This window comes from Methylobacillus rhizosphaerae, from assembly GCF_900187985.1.
Classification (GTDB): domain Bacteria; phylum Pseudomonadota; class Gammaproteobacteria; order Burkholderiales; family Methylophilaceae; genus Methylobacillus; species Methylobacillus rhizosphaerae.
This window is the reverse complement of the sequence record NZ_FZOA01000005.1, coordinates 134,131-152,030: the sequence shown is the minus strand read 5'-3', so window position 1 is coordinate 152,030 and position 17,900 is coordinate 134,131. Positions and strand designations below refer to the sequence as shown.

17 protein-coding genes are annotated in these 17,900 nt (G+C 51.6%); 12 read left to right on the top strand and 5 right to left on the bottom strand.

Going from position 1 to position 17,900, the window contains the following annotated elements; genetic code table 11:
- The first annotated feature begins 2 nt into the window (after positions 1-2).
- The 12 genes from frr to rnhB all read left to right on the top strand — a co-directional run bounded on the left by frr (position 3) and on the right by rnhB (position 11,707).
- A complete protein-coding gene (gene frr / locus CHB59_RS07025) occupies positions 3-560 on the top strand; it encodes a ribosome recycling factor (protein ID WP_089375521.1) in 558 nt (185 codons plus the stop codon).
- Positions 561-608: 48 nt separating this feature from the next.
- Complete coding sequence (locus CHB59_RS07020; protein WP_089375520.1) at positions 609-1,361, top strand: undecaprenyl pyrophosphate synthase; 753 nt, start codon at positions 609-611, stop codon at positions 1,359-1,361.
- A gap of 2 nt (positions 1,362-1,363) precedes the next feature.
- Complete coding sequence (locus CHB59_RS07015) at positions 1,364-2,191, top strand: phosphatidate cytidylyltransferase (RefSeq protein WP_089375519.1); 828 nt, start codon at positions 1,364-1,366, stop codon at positions 2,189-2,191.
- 5 nt (positions 2,192-2,196) lie between these two features.
- Positions 2,197-3,369 carry a 1-deoxy-D-xylulose-5-phosphate reductoisomerase gene (ispC, locus tag CHB59_RS07010; protein WP_089375624.1) on the top strand — a complete coding sequence of 391 codons (1,173 nt, stop codon included), beginning with the start codon at positions 2,197-2,199 and terminating at the stop codon, positions 3,367-3,369.
- On the top strand, positions 3,363-4,727 hold the full coding sequence (rseP, locus tag CHB59_RS07005) for an RIP metalloprotease RseP (RefSeq protein ID WP_089375518.1): 1,365 nt from the start codon (positions 3,363-3,365) through the stop codon (positions 4,725-4,727). Before ispC ends, rseP begins: the two co-directional genes overlap by 7 nt.
- A gap of 17 nt (positions 4,728-4,744) precedes the next feature.
- Positions 4,745-7,072 (top strand): outer membrane protein assembly factor BamA, encoded by a 2,328-nt coding sequence (gene bamA / locus CHB59_RS07000; protein WP_425435868.1) that lies wholly within the window; start codon positions 4,745-4,747, stop codon positions 7,070-7,072.
- A gap of 67 nt (positions 7,073-7,139) precedes the next feature.
- Positions 7,140-7,643 carry an OmpH/Skp family outer membrane protein gene (locus tag CHB59_RS06995; protein ID WP_179212102.1) on the top strand — a complete coding sequence of 168 codons (504 nt, stop codon included), beginning with the start codon at positions 7,140-7,142 and terminating at the stop codon, positions 7,641-7,643.
- A 15-nt stretch (positions 7,644-7,658) separates the two neighbouring features.
- On the top strand, positions 7,659-8,714 hold the full coding sequence (gene lpxD, locus CHB59_RS06990) for a UDP-3-O-(3-hydroxymyristoyl)glucosamine N-acyltransferase (RefSeq protein WP_089375515.1): 1,056 nt from the start codon (positions 7,659-7,661) through the stop codon (positions 8,712-8,714).
- 26 nt (positions 8,715-8,740) lie between these two features.
- Entirely contained in the window at positions 8,741-9,202 is a 462-nt protein-coding gene (gene fabZ, locus CHB59_RS06985) for a 3-hydroxyacyl-ACP dehydratase FabZ (protein ID WP_089375514.1), read from the top strand.
- Positions 9,202-9,984, top strand: coding sequence for an acyl-ACP--UDP-N-acetylglucosamine O-acyltransferase (gene lpxA / locus CHB59_RS06980; protein ID WP_089375513.1), 783 nt, complete (start codon positions 9,202-9,204; stop codon positions 9,982-9,984). The genes fabZ and lpxA overlap by 1 nt, the downstream gene beginning before the upstream one ends.
- Before the next feature lie 14 nt (positions 9,985-9,998).
- Positions 9,999-11,135: a lipid-A-disaccharide synthase gene (gene lpxB / locus CHB59_RS06975; RefSeq protein ID WP_089375512.1), complete on the top strand. Its 1,137-nt coding sequence runs from the start codon at positions 9,999-10,001 to the stop codon at positions 11,133-11,135.
- Positions 11,132-11,707, top strand: coding sequence for a ribonuclease HII (rnhB, locus tag CHB59_RS06970; RefSeq protein ID WP_089375511.1), 576 nt, complete (start codon positions 11,132-11,134; stop codon positions 11,705-11,707). The genes lpxB and rnhB overlap by 4 nt, the downstream gene beginning before the upstream one ends.
- 18 nt (positions 11,708-11,725) lie before the next feature.
- Here rnhB and CHB59_RS06965 read toward each other — a convergent pair whose 3' ends face one another.
- The 5 genes from CHB59_RS06965 to CHB59_RS06945 all read right to left on the bottom strand — a co-directional run bounded on the left by CHB59_RS06965 (position 11,726) and on the right by CHB59_RS06945 (position 17,890).
- Complete coding sequence (locus CHB59_RS06965; protein ID WP_089375623.1) at positions 11,726-12,415, bottom strand: SAM-dependent methyltransferase; 690 nt, start codon at positions 12,413-12,415, stop codon at positions 11,726-11,728.
- 20 nt (positions 12,416-12,435) lie between these two features.
- Entirely contained in the window at positions 12,436-13,872 is a 1,437-nt protein-coding gene (locus CHB59_RS06960) for a DUF4139 domain-containing protein (RefSeq protein ID WP_089375510.1), read from the bottom strand.
- A 24-nt stretch (positions 13,873-13,896) separates the two neighbouring features.
- Positions 13,897-14,475, bottom strand: coding sequence for a Maf family nucleotide pyrophosphatase (locus CHB59_RS06955; protein ID WP_089375509.1), 579 nt, complete (start codon positions 14,473-14,475; stop codon positions 13,897-13,899).
- A 104-nt stretch (positions 14,476-14,579) separates the two neighbouring features.
- Complete coding sequence (oadA, locus tag CHB59_RS06950; protein ID WP_089375508.1) at positions 14,580-16,436, bottom strand: sodium-extruding oxaloacetate decarboxylase subunit alpha; 1,857 nt, start codon at positions 16,434-16,436, stop codon at positions 14,580-14,582.
- 35 nt (positions 16,437-16,471) lie between these two features.
- A complete protein-coding gene (locus CHB59_RS06945) occupies positions 16,472-17,890 on the bottom strand; it encodes an acetyl-CoA carboxylase biotin carboxylase subunit (RefSeq protein ID WP_089375507.1) in 1,419 nt (472 codons plus the stop codon).
- Between the last annotated feature and the right edge of the window lie 10 nt (positions 17,891-17,900).

The following is a 17,900-nucleotide window of genomic DNA, read 5'->3' as shown; positions in this document are numbered from 1 at the left end:
TCATGATACAAGACGTAAAAAGTACTGCAGACCAGAAAATGCAGAAATCCATTGAAGCATTGAAAACTGATTTGAGCAAGATCCGTACGGGCCGTGCGCATACGGGATTACTGGATCATGTGATGGTTGAGTACTATGGATCAATGGTGGCAGTCAACCAGGTTGCTAATGTCAGTCTTGGTGATGCCCGTACCTTGAATGTACAAGCCTATGAAAAAACCATGATAGGCAAAGTGGAGAAAGCCATTCGTGATTCTGATCTCGGTTTAAACCCTGCTACTAATGGCGATGTGATTCGTGTTCCTATGCCGATGCTGACTGAAGAGCGCAGGCGTGACCTGATCAAGGTCGTGCGTAGCGAGGGAGAGAATGCCAAAGTTGCAGTGCGTAATGTACGTCGTGATGCCAATGATGCCTTGAAGAAGCTGGTCAAGGACAAGGAAGCCAGTGAGGATGATGAACGTCGTGCTCAGGATGATGTGCAGAAGCTGACTGACAAATACGTGGCAGAAATCGACAAAATGCTGCAAACCAAGGAAACCGAGTTGATGGCGGTTTAATCGCACACCGATTGATTTTTTATTGTGTTTATCTTCGCGGAGCATTGAGTGGCACTTTTTTCCAGCTCCACCCAGACTGTCCCGGCAACGGGTGATGTTCCCCAGCATATTGCCATTATCATGGATGGCAATGGACGTTGGGCCAAAAAACGTTTTCTTCCGCGAGCAGCCGGGCATAAGCGAGGCGTGGAAGTTGTGCGCGAAGTGGTACGCCAATGTGCTGCGCATGGAGTAAAGTACCTCACCCTGTTTGCCTTCAGCAGTGAAAACTGGCGCCGTCCAGAAGAGGAGGTCAGTTTCCTGCTGAACCTGTTTATGGAAGCCTTGAAGCAGGAAGTGGGAAAGCTTGCGGAAAATAATATCCGTTTGCGCATGATTGGGGATTGCTCCCGATTTGACCCTGCGCTGGTACATAGTATTGCTGAAGCAGAACAGCAGACAGCCACCAACAATGGCCTGACATTGACGGTTGCTGTCAATTATGGGGGGCGCTGGGATATCATGCAGGCGATGAAGCGTTTATTGCTTGAAAAGCCTGAACTTGCCAGCAGTTTCACCGAGAATGATCTTGCTGCTTATCTCAGCACTCATTATGCCCCTGAGCCTGACCTGTTCATCCGTACGGGCGGTGAGCAGCGCATCAGCAATTTTCTCCTATGGCAGCTTGCCTACAGTGAACTCTATTTTACCGATACATTATGGCCGGATTTTGACGAAGCTGAATTCAAGCAGGCAATTATTTCCTATCAGCAGCGCGAGCGCCGGTTCGGCCAAACAAGTGAACAACTGATAACAAACTGAATATGTTGAAAACCCGCCTGTTAACTGCAGCTGTCTTGATTCCTGCATTCCTACTTGCCCTGTTTCTGTTGCCAGAGCCATATTGGTCGTTGTTGATGTTGGCTGCCAGCATCATCGGTCTCTGGGAGTGGTCCAACATGGCAGGATTCAAGCCTGCCGTGAAATATCTTTATCTCGCTGCTACCGCGCTGGGTGGAGTTTTGTTGACATTCGGGCATGGTCCTGAGAATGCGTTTCTGCAAGAGTATGCCTTGTTCTGGGGCTTGCCCGTGGCAGCCCTGTTCTGGATTGTGCTGGCTCCAGCCTGGCTGATGTCTCGCGCCAGGATACGCAATGTCTACCTGATGTTGCTGTCCGGGTGGATATTGGTGCTGCCTTTGTGGCTGGCCTTGGTAAGCCTGCGTGCCATTACTCCTTGGATATTGCTGGCTGTCATGCTGGTAGTGTGGATTGCAGACAGTGCAGCCTATTTTGCAGGCAAGCGTTTCGGCAGACATAAGCTTGCTGTCCATATCAGTCCCGGAAAAACCTGGGAAGGAGTGCTGGGTGCCCTGGTCGCAGTTGGGTTGTATGGCTGGGCCTTGTGCGTGGCATTCAACCTGAACCTATTCATTATTCCTGGCTTCCTCATACTTGCTGTATTCAGCATCATGGGAGATTTATTCGAGTCGCTGATCAAGCGCCAGTCAGGTTTCAAGGACAGTGGAACACTGTTGCCCGGACATGGTGGGGTTCTTGACCGGGTCGATGGGCTGACATCCAGCCTGCCTCTGGCAGCCTTGTTTCTTCATTTGCCGCTTTATTACCAAGCGTGGATGTATTCCGCGTAATTCCCATGCTACAAAATGTCACGATTTTAGGTGCAACAGGCACGATAGGTCTCAATACTCTGGATGTGATTTCCCGCCATCCGGAGCGTTATCGGGTGTTTGCGCTTACCGCCCACTCCCGCGTGAGCGAGTTGGCCGAATTATGCCGGCGCTACCAGCCGCGATATGCGGTCATGCTCGATACGGATGCAGCGGAAAGGCTGCGGCAGGCACTGCGTGATACCGATACGCAAGTGCTTGAAGGTATCGAGGCCCTGGAGCAAGTGGCATCGCATGTGGATGTGAATGTTGTCATGGCTGCTATTGTCGGTGCTGCTGGTCTCAAGCCAGCCATTGCGGCAGCCCATGCAGGTAAGCGTATCCTGCTTGCCAACAAAGAGACGCTGGTCATGGCTGGCAGCCTGTTTATGCAGGCGGTGGAAAAGGGTGGAGCTACTTTGCTGCCCATTGATAGTGAGCATAATGCTATTTTCCAGGTGATGCCGGCCAGGCGCTTGAGTGCACTGCAGGATGGGGGAGTGAAACGCATCTTGTTGACAGCCTCCGGCGGGCCTTTTCGCAAGGCAAGCGTGGACGAGCTGAAAGCAGTCACACCTGCTCAGGCCCTGAACCACCCTAACTGGGTCATGGGACCAAAAATCACGATTGATTCTGCCACGCTCATGAACAAGGGGCTGGAAGTCATTGAGGCTCACTGGCTATTCAATGCTCCTGCGGAAAAGATTGAAGTGGTTGTCCATCCGCAGAGCGTGATCCACTCCATGGTTGAATATGTCGATGGTTCTGTGTTGGCGCAGATGGGAAACCCGGATATGCGTACTCCTATTGCCTATGGCCTGGGTTATCCGGAGCGACTGGATGCTGGAGTGAGTGCGTTGGATTTGTTCCAGGTGGGTCGTCTGGATTTTGAAGCACCTGATACTGCGCGTTTCCCATGCTTGCGTCTGGCATTCGATGCGCTGGCGCAGGGAGGAACGGCTCCGGCCATCCTTAATGCGGCTAACGAGGTTGCGGTAGACGCTTTCCTGAAAGGAGGCATAGGTTTTCAGGATATTCCACAGTTGATTGAATCCGTCATGAATTCAATGCATATTGAGCCAGTCAATTCGATTGCCCAACTGATTGGAGTGGATGCGCTGGCCCGCTCCCAGGCCATGCAATGGAGACCATCATGCTGACCCTGGTTGCGTTTCTCGTGGCACTTGGCATCCTGGTGACGGTGCATGAGTATGGTCATTTCCAGGTGGCACGCTGGTGCAATGTCAAGGTGCTGCGTTTCTCACTCGGCTTTGGTAAGCCCATTTTCAGGCGGCGTTTTGGTGCGGACCAGACCGAATTCGTGATTTCAGTATTGCCTCTGGGCGGTTATGTCAAAATGCTGGACGAGCATGAGTTGCCTGCAGGTGGCCTGAGTGAGACGGAGTTATCCCGTGCCTTTAATCGGCAATCTGTCTGGAAACGTATCGCGATCGTGGCAGCTGGACCAGTCGCCAACCTGCTGTTGGCTATTTTCTTGTACTGGCTGTTGTTCATGCAGGGCGTACCGGGCATGAAACCGTTGCTAGGGGAAATTCCTGTAGCAACACCAGCTGCGCAGGCTGAATTGCGCCAGCATGACCTGATTACTGCCATTGAAGGTAAGGCTGTGACAAGTTGGACTGATGTCCGCTGGATATTGATGCAGGAATCAATCAAGGCACCTGCAGTGACCATACAGGTCCAGGACGAGGCACAGCAGAAACGCACGGTGACGCTCGGGCTGGATAGCCTGGACAAGGAAGATATCGAGTCTGATTTCCTGGAAAAACTGGGCTTGAAGCCTTATCGTTTGCCTATGCCGGCACGCATCGGGGATGTTATGCCTGATAGTGCTGCAGAGAAGGGCGGTTTGAAGCCAGGGGATGAAGTGTTGACCGTTAACGATCAGTCAATTCATGAGTGGGAACAGTTTGTCACACTGGTGCGCGAACATCCGGGACAGCCTCTGGCACTGAGGGTCAGCCGTGAAGGCCGGGGAGTGGAAGTGGTGGTGACACCGGATAATGTCGATGATAACGGAGTGAAGACAGGGCGTATTGGAGCGGCTTTTCAGGTGGATGATGCCATCATGGAGAAAATGATGGTGGTGGTGAATTATGGGCCATGGCAATCCATGCGCAAGGCCATTGATAAAACCTGGGAAACTTCTGTCTTCAGTCTCAGGATGCTGGGAAGAATGGTGACAGGCGAAGCATCGTGGAAGGGTGTGAGCGGGCCTGTGACGATCGCGAGTTATGCGGGACAGAGTGCACATTCCGGCTGGAAATCATTTGTTGGCTTCCTGGCTCTGATCAGTATCAGCCTGGGGATATTGAATCTATTGCCTGTACCAGTGTTGGATGGTGGGCATTTGCTGTATTATACGATAGAAATTTTAAAGGGTAGCCCTGTCTCGGAGGCCATCATGGATGTGGGGCAACGTATTGGGCTGGCAATATTGGCACTGCTGTTTGCAGTTGCTTTTTATAATGACATAACCAGGTTTATAACAGGTTGATTTTAATGAAGTTTGGCATGAAGCTTAAACAAATTCCGCTGCTCATCCTGGCACTGTATTCCACTTCAGCATTGGCACAAGAGTCTTTTGTCGTGAAAGATATCCGTGTGGAGGGGTTGCAGAGAACCGAGGCGGGCACAGTATTTAATTATCTACCAGTGCGTGTCGGCGACACCATGACAGAGGAAAAGGCGACGCAGGCAATCAAGTCGCTTTACGGGACCGGTTTTTTCAAGGATGTGCGGATCGAGTCTGATGGTGGTGTGCTTGTGGTTCTGGTACAGGAACGTTCTGCCATTGCGCAACTGGTCTTCAATGGCAACAAGTCGTTTCCTACCGACAAGATGAAGGAAGGTCTGAAGCAGATCGGCCTGGCGGAGGGATTGATTTTTGATCAATCCATGCTTGATCGTGCAGAACAGGAAATCAAGCGTCAGTACCTGGCACAAGGTAAATACAGTGCCTCTGTCAAAACATCCGTGACACCGCTGGAAAGAAACCGGGTGGCAGTGCGTTTTGATATTGAGGAAGGTGCCGTCTCCAAAATCCGCAATATCAACATTGTGGGTAGTAAGGACTTCACGCAGGACGAGTTGCTGGAAAAACTGACCCTTACTACACCTAACTGGTTGACCTGGTGGAACAAGAACGACCAGTATTCAAGACAGAAACTGACCGCTGACCTTGAGGCATTGCGTTCGTTTTATATGAATCAGGGGTACCTCGAGTTCAACGTGGACTCTACCCAGGTATCCATTACTCCTGACAAGCGTGATATTTATATTACGATCAACGTCACCGAGGGCGAAAAATACACCGTGACTGATGTCAAGCTGGCAGGCGAGATGCTGCTGCCGGAAGCTGAGGCACGTAATTTGATTTCTGTAGCGCCCGGCGATATTTTCAATCGCCAGAGCGTGACCGAGTCGAGCAAGGCGCTCAATGACCGCCTGGGCAACGATGGCTATGCATTTTCCAACGTCAATGCCATTCCCGAGGTGGATAAGGACAAGCATACCGTTGCATTTACCTTCTATATTGATCCGGGCCGTCGGGTGTATGTGCGTCGTATCAACCTGACAGGTAATACACGTACCCGCGATGAAGTATTGCGCCGTGAAATGCGTCAGCTGGAATCTGCTTGGTATGGTGCGGACAAGATTGAGCGTTCCAAGCAGCGTCTTGAGCGCCTTCAGTTCTTCTCTGATGTCAATGTGGAAACACCGGCTGTGCCTGGCACCAACGACCAGGTTGACCTCAACATTAATGTAACGGAACGCTCCACTGGTAGCGTCATGTTTGGTGCCGGTCTATCCAGCTATGAAGGTGTTGTGCTGGGTGTGACCATCAACCAGAACAACTTCCTGGGCACTGGTAACCGTGTTGCTGCTCAGGTGAATACTGGTCGGATCAATACCGTGTATTCCTTGAGCTATACGGATCCTTATTTCACGCCGGATGGTATCAGCCGTGGTTTCAATCTTTACCATCGTAAAGTGGATACGACCTACCTGAATACGGGTGACTACAAGACATCCTCATATGGTGCAGGTGTGAACTTCGGCATGCCGCTGAATGAACGTGACTTTATCAGTGCCGGCCTGACGTTCGACTATACTGACGTGGAGCTGAGCACTAATAGTCCACCGCAATTCAAGCGTTATTGCAGCGCTGCAGAAGATCAGAATAGTTGTAGCAACAGCTCATGGTTTGTCAATCTCGCATGGACGCATGACACGCGTGACAACATCATGTTCCCGAATCGCGGGGTATTGCAACGTATCAGCTCTGAAGTTTCCTTGCCTGGCCTGGATTTGCAGTACTACAAACTGGAATACAAGCATGCCTGGTACAAGGATATCAGCAAGCATGTAACCTTGATGCTTAATGGCGAAATTGGTTATGGCAATAACTATGGTGACAAGGATTTCCCATTCTTCAAGAACTTCTATGCCGGTGGTGTGAACTCGGTGCGTGGTTATGAACAAAGCTCGATTGGTCCGCGTATTTACGATACGAATGGAACCTATAGTGACTTTGCTGCCGGCGGTACCAAGCGCATGCTGGCAAATGCAGAATTGTATTTCCCGATTCCTGGCATGAAAGACAATAACTCCTTGCGTTTGAGTACCTTCATTGATGCCGGTTCGATTGCAGGTGACGGTATCGATGCATATGGAAAGGATTATTCTACAAGCTTGAGTGATATTCGCTATTCCACCGGGGTGGGAGTAAGCTGGTTGTCTCCATTCGGGCCGATTAAACTGGTATTGGCCAAGCCTCTCAACAAGCAGGATGGTGACCGTACCCAGATGTTGCAATTCCAGATGGGACAACAGTTCTGATTTCACTAAATCCTTATAGTGAATTAAAATTATTGAAACAAACGCTTGAATTTCAGGAGAAAGTCAATTGAATAAGTTGTTGAAAAGTCTGTTGGTGGCAAGTGCTATATCTTTTGCAGTGAGTACACAGGCAGCTGAGTTGAAAATCGGCTATGTACAGGTTGACAAGATCCTGCAGGAAGCCCCGCAAACCGCTGAAAGTGGCAAGAAGCTTGAAAAGGAATTTGGTCCACGTACTACTGAACTGGACAAGTTGCAGAAACAGATCCGTGATCTTGAAACTGCACTGGAAAAAGACAGTCTGACCATGTCGGAAGCAGATCGCCGTAACAAGGAGCGCGATGCATCCAACCTCAAAATCGAGTTCCAGCGTAAGCAGCGTGAATTACGTGAAGATGTCAATCTGCGCAAGAACGAAGAGTTAGGTGTATTGCAGGACAAGATCAATAAGGCAGTTTCCTCAGTGTCTGAAGCAGAAGGCTATGACCTGGTGGTATACAGTGGCGTGGCCTATGCCAACAAGAAGATCGATATCACTGACAAGGTATTGAAGTCACTTGGCAAGAAGTAAGCTCAGTAACCGTTCATGAGCACGTCCTACTCACTGCGGGAGATTGTATCCAGATTGGGGGGCGAAGTAGTGGGGCAGGAGGATATCCTGGTTTCACGGGTTGCTTCGCTGGTCAATGCCCAGGCCGGGCAAATCAGTTTTCTGACAGATTCCAGATATTTCTCTGTGCTTGCCGGTACCCAGGCAAGTGCGGTTATATTGAAGCCGGAGCATCAGGATGCCACGGAGTTGCCGCGGATTGTTACGGATAACCCTTACGCTTATTTTGCCCGGGTTTCCGACCTGCTGAACCCGCTACCGCAATATGCTGCAGGTGCGGATAAAACAGCCAGCATTGCGGCTAATGCCAGCATCCCAGCAAGCTGTACCATCATGGCAAATGTGGTGATTGGCCGTGATGTTGTGCTCGGTGAGAACGTCGTCCTTTATCCGGGCTGTTTCGTCGGTGATGGCGTCGAGATCGGCGCCGGCTCTGTGCTGCATGCCAATGTGGTGATCTACCATCACTGCTGTATTGGCGAGCGTTGTACGATTTTTTCCAGCAGTGTCATTGGCGGCGATGGGTTTGGTTACGCGCCGGATAATGGGCGCTGGGTGAAAATTCCGCAGGTTGGTCGTGTGCGCATCGGCAATGATGTGGATATTGGTGCCAATACCACCGTCGACCGTGGTGCGATTGATGATACGGTGATCGAGGATGGATGCAAGATCGATAACCTGGTCCAGATTGGACACAATTGCCGTATCGGAGCACATTCCGTGATTGCGGGTTGTGTCGGTATCGCAGGAAGTGCTGTGCTGGGACGCCAGTGTCGTATTGGAGGTGCTGCCATGATATTGGGGCATCTCGAGATTGCAGATGGTGTCACAGTATCGCCAGGGAGTATGATTACACGCTCACTGGCCAAGTCAGATACCTATACTGCATTGATGCCATTCCAGCGACATGAGGAGTGGCTCAAGACCGCCGCAAGTATCAGGCGTTTAGGGGAACTCGCTGAGCGAGTCAAGCAGCTGGAAAAGCAATTGTCAGGAGTGCTGGCATCAGCTGCCGGGGAAAATAATGAATAAACTGATGTTGAGAAACGAGAAAAGCCATGACTGAACAAGCCACTACGAGCATGGATATCCATGAGATACTGAACTACCTGCCGCATCGATATCCTTTTGTATTGGTGGATCGTGTGCTTTCACTGGAGTTGAACAAAGAAATCGTGGCGGTGAAGAATGTCACCATCAACGAGCCTTTCTTTCCTGGCCACTTCCCTTATCATCCGGTCATGCCCGGCGTCCTTATTGTTGAGGCAATGGCACAGGCGGCGGCAATCCTGTCTTTCAAGACAATGAACACCAAGCCGAATGATCAGTCAGTCTATTATTTTGCCGGTATGGATAACGTACGCTTCAAAAAACCGGTTTCTCCTGGAGACCAGCTGATTCTCAAGGTCAGCATAGACCGTATCTTGCGCGGTATCTGGAAATACAAGGGCGAAGCCCTGGTGGATGGTGTAGTGGTGGCTGAAGCCGACATGATGTGTATTCTGAAGGCGATTGATTGATGTCAGAGGCAAGAATACATCCCACCGCCATTATTGATCCGAAGGCGGAGCTGGACTCAAGTGTTGAAGTCGGTGCATTCAGTATTATCGGTCCAGGCGTAAAGATTGCTGCTGGTACACGCGTGGCAAGTCATGTTGTGATCAAAGGGCCGACCATTATCGGCAAGGATAACCAGATATTCCAGTATTCCTCTCTCGGCGAAGTGCCTCAGGACAAGAAGTTCAGGGATGAGCCGACGTTACTGGAAATCGGTGATGGCAATACCATACGCGAGTTTTGTACCTTTAACCGTGGCACAGTACAGGATAAGGGCACGACCAAGATAGGCAACCATAACTGGATCATGGCTTATGTGCATATTGCGCATGATTGTATGGTTGGTAATCATACGATTTTTGCGAACAATTCCTCCCTTGCCGGGCATGTGGACGTGCATGACTATGCCATTCTCGGTGGTTTTACCTTGATACACCAGTTCTGCCAGATTGGCTCTCATGTGATTACAGCTGTGGGTTCCGTGGTATTCAAGGACATTCCCCCATATGTCACTGCGGCCGGGTATGACGCCAAGCCTCATGGCATCAATTCGGAAGGCTTGAAGCGCCGTGGCTTCTCTGCTGAGAATATTCTGCAAATCAAGCGCGCATACAAAACCCTGTATCGCAATGGCTTGACACTGGAAGAAGCCAAGCAACAATTGACCACGCAACAGGAAATCGCACCGGAACTGAAGATTCTGGTGGACTTCCTGAATCATTCAACACGCGGTATTGTCCGCTAGACCAAGGTTGTCATATGCCGACCATCGGTATTGTGGCTGGAGAAGCCTCTGGCGATTTGCTGGGTAGCCACTTGATCCGGGCGCTGAAAAAACAGCGGCCGGACTTGAGGTTCGTGGGTATTGCCGGTCCCAAGATGATAGCTGAGGGGGCGGAAACCCTGTTTCCCATGGAGCAGTTGTCGGTGCGCGGATATGTGGAGGTCTTGCGCCATCTACCGGGTCTGCTCAAAATCCGCAGGCAGCTCACGCAGTATTTTCTTGATCAGCGTCCCGATGTGTTCATCGGTATAGATGCGCCTGATTTCAATTTCACGCTGGAACGCGAATTGAAGCAGCAGGGTATTCCCACAATTCATTATGTCAGCCCATCAATCTGGGCGTGGCGTCGGGGTAAGATCAAGAAGATCAAACAGGCAGTCTCCCATATGTTGGCGTTGTTCCCATTCGAACCGGAAATCTATCAGCAGGCTGGTATCCCGGTTTCCTATGTGGGGCATCCACTGGCAGACCTGTTGCCCATGAACCCTGATATGCAGAAAGTCAGGGAGGAGCTGAAACTACCACAACATGGCTTGGTGGTTGCCATGCTGCCTGGTAGCCGGCAAAGCGAAGTGCAACAACTGGCGGATCTCTATATCAAGACGGCGAAGCTTATCGCGGCAGAACGGCCTGGCGTCCAGTTCCTGGTTCCCCTCATTACGCGGGAAACACGCTTGATATTCGAGCATGCGATATATAAGAATCAGGCACAGGCATTGCCGATCCAGATCATGTTCGGGCATGCCCATCGCGCAATGGAGGCGGCTGACGTGGTGATTGTGGCCTCAGGCACTGCAACCCTGGAAGCAGCATTGATCAAGCGGCCGATGGTGATTACCTATCGAATGCCTGGTCTGAGCTGGCAGATACTGAAGCGGATGAAGTATTTGCCCTATGTCGGATTGCCCAACGTGCTGGCTGGCCGCTTTGTCGTGCCTGAGCTACTGCAACACGATGCTGTGCCTGAAAAGCTGGCAGCCACGACTTTGCAGCTGGCTGATGACAAGGCAAAAAGAGAGGATATCCAGGCGGAATTCCACCGCATCCATACTATTCTCCAGCAGAATACAGAAGAAAAAGCAGCGCAGGCTGTATTGTCCTTTATCAAATGAGCCAAGTGATTCTTTGTGGTGTGGATGAGGCCGGGCGCGGACCATTGGCAGGCGCAGTCTATGCCGCAGCAGTGATTCTGGATCCGCAACGACCGATTTCCGGGCTTGCAGACTCCAAAGCCTTGAGCGAGAAAAAACGCAATATGCTGGCAATCGAGATCAAGCAGTATGCGCTGGCTTGGGCGATTGCATCCTGCAGTGCTGCGGAAATCGATGAAATCAATATCCTGCAGGCCAGCCTGTTGGCAATGAAACGTGCGATTGCACAATTGTCCATACAACCAACCGAGGTGCTGGTCGATGGTTTGCATTGTCCTGATATCACCATTCCGGCGCAGGGCATAGTCAAGGGCGACAGCAAGGTGCAGGAAATTTCCGCTGCTTCAATCTTGGCCAAGACGGCACGTGATCATGAAATGCTGGAAATGCATGAGCGGTATCCGCAGTATGATTTTGCCCGGCACAAAGGCTATCCTACGGCGCTGCACCTGAAATTGCTTGCAAAGCACGGCGCCTGTGAAATCCACAGGCGTAGTTACGCGCCTGTCAGGAAGGTATTGAGCCTGGCCTGACCAGCTCAATATTGCTGCTCAGGCCAGCAACAGGAATACAGTCGGTTGCTTATGCAACTCCGGTAGTTCCGATTTTCTCCATTCCCGGATTGGTTTGCTGATAATAAGTTCTGTTGGCAGGCTGAGATTACGTGCAATGCACAAGCGAGTTTCCGCTGCGCAATGCGCGAGGATATCCTCCAGCAAATGCTGGTTGCGGTAAGGCGTTTCAATGAAAATCTGCGTTTCCCGGTGTTGCCTGGAATGACGTTCAAGATCCTTGAGTGCCTGGATGCGGGCCTGCTTGTCGCTGGGGATATACCCCAGAAACGTAAAGCGTTGTCCGTTGAAACCTGAGCCCATCAAGGCCAGCAGGATGGAGGAGGGGCCTGTCATCGGGGCAACGCGAATCTGTTGCCTGTGGGCAAGCTCGGCTAGGCGGGCACCTGGATCGGCAATGCCTGGACAGCCCGCTTCTGACATCAGCCCTACATCCTTGCCGGCGCGAAGAGGTGCAAGCAGCGCTGGCAGTTCTGCATCCGTGGTATGTTCGTTCAAGGGGAGCAGGGCCAGCTCACGCACGGGTTTGTGTGTCTTGATCAGGCTGAGAAAGCGGCGGGCTGTTTTCTCGTTTTCGACGATAAACGTATCCAGGCCTTGTGCCAGCTGAATGACGTCATCTGGCAGCACCTGCTGCAGGTTGTCAGCTCCCAGAGTGACTGGAAGCATGTAGAGGATGCCGTTGTTGCTCAATATCTCACCTGCACTCTATAGGTCAGTGTTGCCGTGCCTTCAGCCGGGACGGCAATCTGCCAACTGGCCGTGTTGCTGCTGGTTTTGCTGCTTGTATGGTTCTGGGACAAAATTCTCCAGTCTCCGGGAATCGGTTCTACCACGGTGACGGTAGCTGGCTGTTTCTTGGCGTTTTTCAAGACGATTTCATAGGCGCTTTCAAACTGGCTATTACCCTTGGCTGGGTTGGGAAGTTTCTTGAAGTCTGTCTGCTTTTTGTTGGCGGTGACATCAAAAGACTCTCCCAGCTTGAGGCGCACGGTTTCGTTCTTCGCGGTATGGTCAATCCTGTCTTCGCCCACAAATTGCGCATTACCCTGGCTATCCTGCTTGTAGACACGCATGACACCTTTGGGCAGGGGTTTGCCAAGCTTGGCGCTTTCCTTGTTGTCAAACTCCACGAAAACACCCACCTTGAGTTTCTGGCCCAGATCACCCTGGCTGGATTGATAATAGTAATTTGACCCTCTGAGCACCAGTTCCTTGCGGACAGGAATGGATTGTGCGCTCAGCAATGCCACTTGTTTGGTCTGGTTTTCTGCCAGTGTGGTTGGACGGTCAAGGGAATACAAATGATATTCGAGCAGGGCTTCTTCAGACATGGCAGGCGCTGCATCTGCCACCATCATTTCATTCTTGCGCATGGCTGCCAATGGCATAGACGGACGTGGTGTAACCACGCGATTGACATCACCCGCCACCAGTTGCAGTTTGGCATCACGATAAGAAGTACCGCTGGTATTGGATAATGTCACCCAGCCCGACAAATCCAGCTTATCCTCTGCCGGGCTCAGTTCCGCCACATAGTCGGCCTGCCAGCTCAGGCCTGAGGTCAGGTAACTTAACTCTATATCCTGCAGGCCTGCCTGTCTGGCGTTAAGCTGTGTGACCAGCGTGGGGCGGTCTCTCAGGTTTTCCGGTACATCCGGGAATACAATCCTGCCGGGAATGCCGGTTTCAATACGATTCCCCATGCGGAGTACAGTGCCGTTGTTGACAGCCAGCACTTCAGCCGGCTCGATGGTTTCGGCGCCTGTGGCAGGGTTGGTACGTATCACCTGGACTGTCTGGCCTATGTACTTCTCTAACAGTTTTTCCGGGCTCAACAGGTCGTAATCGAAATTTTGTTCCAATGTCTGCAGCTGTCCGCGCAGGCTACGCAGCAGCGCTGTCTCCGGACGGATCTGGGCACTGACATCACGCAAGGCCAGTGCATTCAAGCCGGTATTCAGGTTGACCTTGCGCTGATCCTTGATCAAGGCCAGGTTCCCATTGTAAATCGTGACTGCAACGCTTTGCTGGTCATGCAGTGTGCTGCGGATTTCATCGTCGGCAGCCATGGCCTGGAATGCGCTTAACAAGCCCAAGGCAAGAAGTGTAGGTTTGAAAGTCATGAGAGATCCTCTATATGTAGGTGCCTAGATAACATCAACGCCTTGGTGAGAGAGCATGTCTATCAGGCGAATCAATGGCAAGCCAATCAGTGCGTTCGGGTCATTACCTTCCATGGCGGCAATGACTGCAATGCCTAATCCTTCGGATTTGGCGCTACCGGCACATTGATAAGGTTGTTCCTTGCGCAGATAGTTTTCTATTTGCTGGTCGCTTAGGTCACGAAAGGTGACAGTATAAGGCACAACATCTGCCTGCATCTGTTGATTAGCCGCATTATAAAGACAGAGCGCACTATGAAACACTACGCTGCGTCCGCGCATGAGCGATAACTGCCTGACGGCATTGTCATGAGTAATGGGTTTACCTAACTGCAGTCCGTCCAGAGTTGCAACCTGATCGCAGCCAATAATCAGCGCATCCGGATGGGTTTCGGCAATCTTGCAAGCTTTTGCCTGCGCCAGGCGTAATGCAGTCTGTTCCGGCTGCTCATCCGTATAAGGAGTTTCATCAATATCAGGAGACAGCACATTGAATGGTAATTGCAGGCGGCTGAGTAACTCCCTGCGATAAGGGGAGGATGAGGCAAGAATCAATGGCTGCATGGTGGATAATGAATTGGAAAGTTTTATTGTGGCATGGAATAGATGAAAAACAGAATGAAAAAAGCCGGGATATCCCGGCTTTTTCAGTTACTGGAGATTAAACTCTAGTCAGGCTGGATTTCCAGCAAGGTTTCATCTGGAGTGACGCTGTCGCCTTTGGTCACGTTGATGGCTACCACCACCCCGGCTTTGGCTGACTGGATTTCGTTTTCCATTTTCATGGCTTCAATCACCAGTACGGCATCGCCGGCATTGACCTTATCACCGACCTTGACCTTGACATCGACAATCGTGCCCGGCATGGCAGTGGTAACGCAGCCAGGATGTGATGGGCGAGGGCGGCTGCTGCCACCACTGGCACGGCTGGATTTTTTCTTGGCATCCCCGTTGCTTTGCCCACCACCGGACACCTCGATTTCGCTGAGTGTTTCAACCACCACTTCTTCCGCCACACCATCAACGGATACATAGAAAGGACGTTGGTCTTCACCATGGTGGCCACTGCCGGTGAGCTTGATATGGAAGGTCTCGCCATGCAGGGTGACATTGAATTCACTTGGCGCAAAACGGGAGCGGGACTCACTGGAGCTGACTTCTTCCTTATTCAGAAGGACTTCGGGTTTCAGTGTGCCGGCATTGCGCTCCTGCAGGAAGGTCTTGGCCAGGTCTGGGAACATGGCATAAGTCAGCACATCTTCTTCGTTCTTCACCAGGCCTTCCACTTCATTGCGCAACTTGTCCATTTCTGGCGTCAGCAGGTCAGCAGGGCGGCAGTCGATCACCTGGGCATCGCCTACGGCCAGGCTACGTACTTCTGCATCGACCACAGAAGGTGCCTTGCCATAATGGCCCAGTAGGTAGTTCTTGACTTCGTTAGTCACGGACTTATAGCGTGCACCGGTGATGACATTCAGCACTGCCTGAGTGCCAACGATCTGTGAAGTTGGCGTTACCAGCGGAGGGAAGCCAAGGTCTTCACGGACGCGGGGGATTTCATCCAGCACAGCATCCATACGATCCAGGGCGCCTTGCTCCTTGAGCTGATTGGACAGGTTGGAAATCATGCCACCTGGCACCTGATTGACCAGCACGCGGGTATCCACGCCGGTAAAATCACTCTCAAACTGCCAATATTTCTTGCGTACATCGCGGAAATAGGCAGAAATTTCCTGTAGCAGGCCGATATCCAGGCCGGTGTCATATTCCGTGCCCTTGAGTGCGGCGACGATACTTTCCGTGGTCGGCAGGCTGGCACCTTCTGCAAATGAGGAAATGCAGCCATCAACAATGGATACACCGTTATCGACTGCGCGCTGGATCGACATGCTGGCCAGGCCGGAAGTCGCATGCGCATGCAAGTGGATAGGCAGGCTGACAGCCTCGCGCAAGGCCTTGACGAGGTCGCCTGTGACTTGCGGGGTCAGTAGGCTGGCCATATCCTTGATGGCAATGGTGTCGCAGCCGAAACTTTCCAGTTCTTTTGCCAGGCTGACGAAATAGGGAATGTCATGTACCGGACTGGTTGTGTAGCTGATCGTGCCTTCCGCATGTTTGCCGACTGCCTTGACTGACTCAATGGAGACCTTGAGGTTGCGCAGGTCGTTCATGGCGTCAAAAATGCGGAACACATCCACGCCGTTATCCGCAGACTTCTGCACGAACGCACGTACTACATCGTCGGAATAGTGGCGATATCCCAGCAGGTTCTGGCCACGCAACAGCATCTGGATGCGGGAGTTAGGCAATGCCTTACGCAATTTCTTCAGACGCTCCCAGGGATCTTCACGCAAATAGCGGACGCAGGCATCAAATGTTGCGCCACCCCAGGCTTCCAGTGACCAGTAGCCAACTGAGTCGAGTTTTGAGCAGATGGGCAGCATGTCGGCTGTACGCATGCGAGTTGCAATCAGAGATTGGTGACCATCACGTAGAACTACATCGGTTATATGTACTTTTGCCATAATTTTTTACCACTTCAAGGTGTTGATTGTAAGCCTCAGATACCCTCGTGGGCAGCTATGGCGGCTGAAATCGCTGCCGCAATCAGTTCACGTGGGAACTCGGTTGCATAATTGGCAAGTTCAGGATGGGACTCCACAAAGCTGGTATTGAACCTGGCGTTGCGGAAATCCGGGTGTTTCAGAATTTCCTGGTAATAAGGAATCGTGGTCTTGACACCATATACCACAGTGTCATTGAGCGCCCGGCGACCACGCTCCACAACACTTTCCCAGTTTAGTGCCCATACGGTGAGTTTGGCGCACATGGAGTCGTAGTAGGGGGGAATCACATACCCGCTGTACATGGCGGCATCCATACGGATACCAGGGCCGCCCGGGGAGTAGTAGCGCGTGATCTTGCCGAAGCTGGGCAGGAAATCATTCTTGGGGTCTTCCGCATTGATGCGGAATTCCATCGCAAAGCCACGATACTGCACTTCCGATTGCTTGTATTGCAGGCGCTGGCCATCTGCAACGCGGATCTGCTCCTGCACAATGTCGATACCGGTAATCTGCTCGGTGACAGTATGCTCCACCTGCAGGCGGGTATTCATTTCCATGAAGTAGAAATTATTGTCCGAATCCAACAGGAATTCGACAGTGCCTGCATTCTTATAGCCGACAGCCTTGGCTGCCTTGGCTGCCAGGTTGCCAATATACTCACGCTGCGCCTTGCTCAGCTGTGGTGATGGTGCAATCTCGATCAGCTTCTGGTTGCGGCGCTGGATGGAACAGTCACGCTCGAACAAATGGATAACGTTGCCGTGGCTGTCTGCCAATATCTGCACTTCAATATGGCGGGGATTAACCACACACTTTTCCAGAAATACTTCTGGCTTGCCGAATGCCTTGCTGGCTTCGGAAATCACACGGTCATAGTTGCTGAGCAGTTCCTTCTCGTCATTACAGCGGCGGATGCCGCGGCCACCGCCACCGTTGGTGGCTTTCAGCATGACGGGATAGCCAATCTTATTGGCCAGTTTGCGAGCTTCTTCCAGATTAGCCAGGTTGCCCTCGCTTCCGGGTACACAGGGAATGCCTGCCTTAATCATGGCAGTGCGTGCCTGGATCTTGTCACCCATCTGGCGAATAACCCTGGCATCAGGGCCTATGAACTTGATACCGCGGCGGGCGCAGATTTCAGCCAGCTCCGGATTTTCGGAAAGAAAACCATAGCCAGGGTGTAATGCGTCACAGCCTGAGGCTACAGCCAGATTGACTATATTATGTGCATTTAGATAGCCGAGTACCGGATCTGACCCGATATTGTAAGCTTCATCTGCTTTTTTGACGTGCAGGGCATGACGGTCGGCATCTGAGTATATAGCAACAGATTTTATGCCCATCTCGGAGCATGCACGTACGATACGCACAGCAATTTCGCCGCGATTGGCAATTAGAATTTTTTTGATCACGTAGTAAACC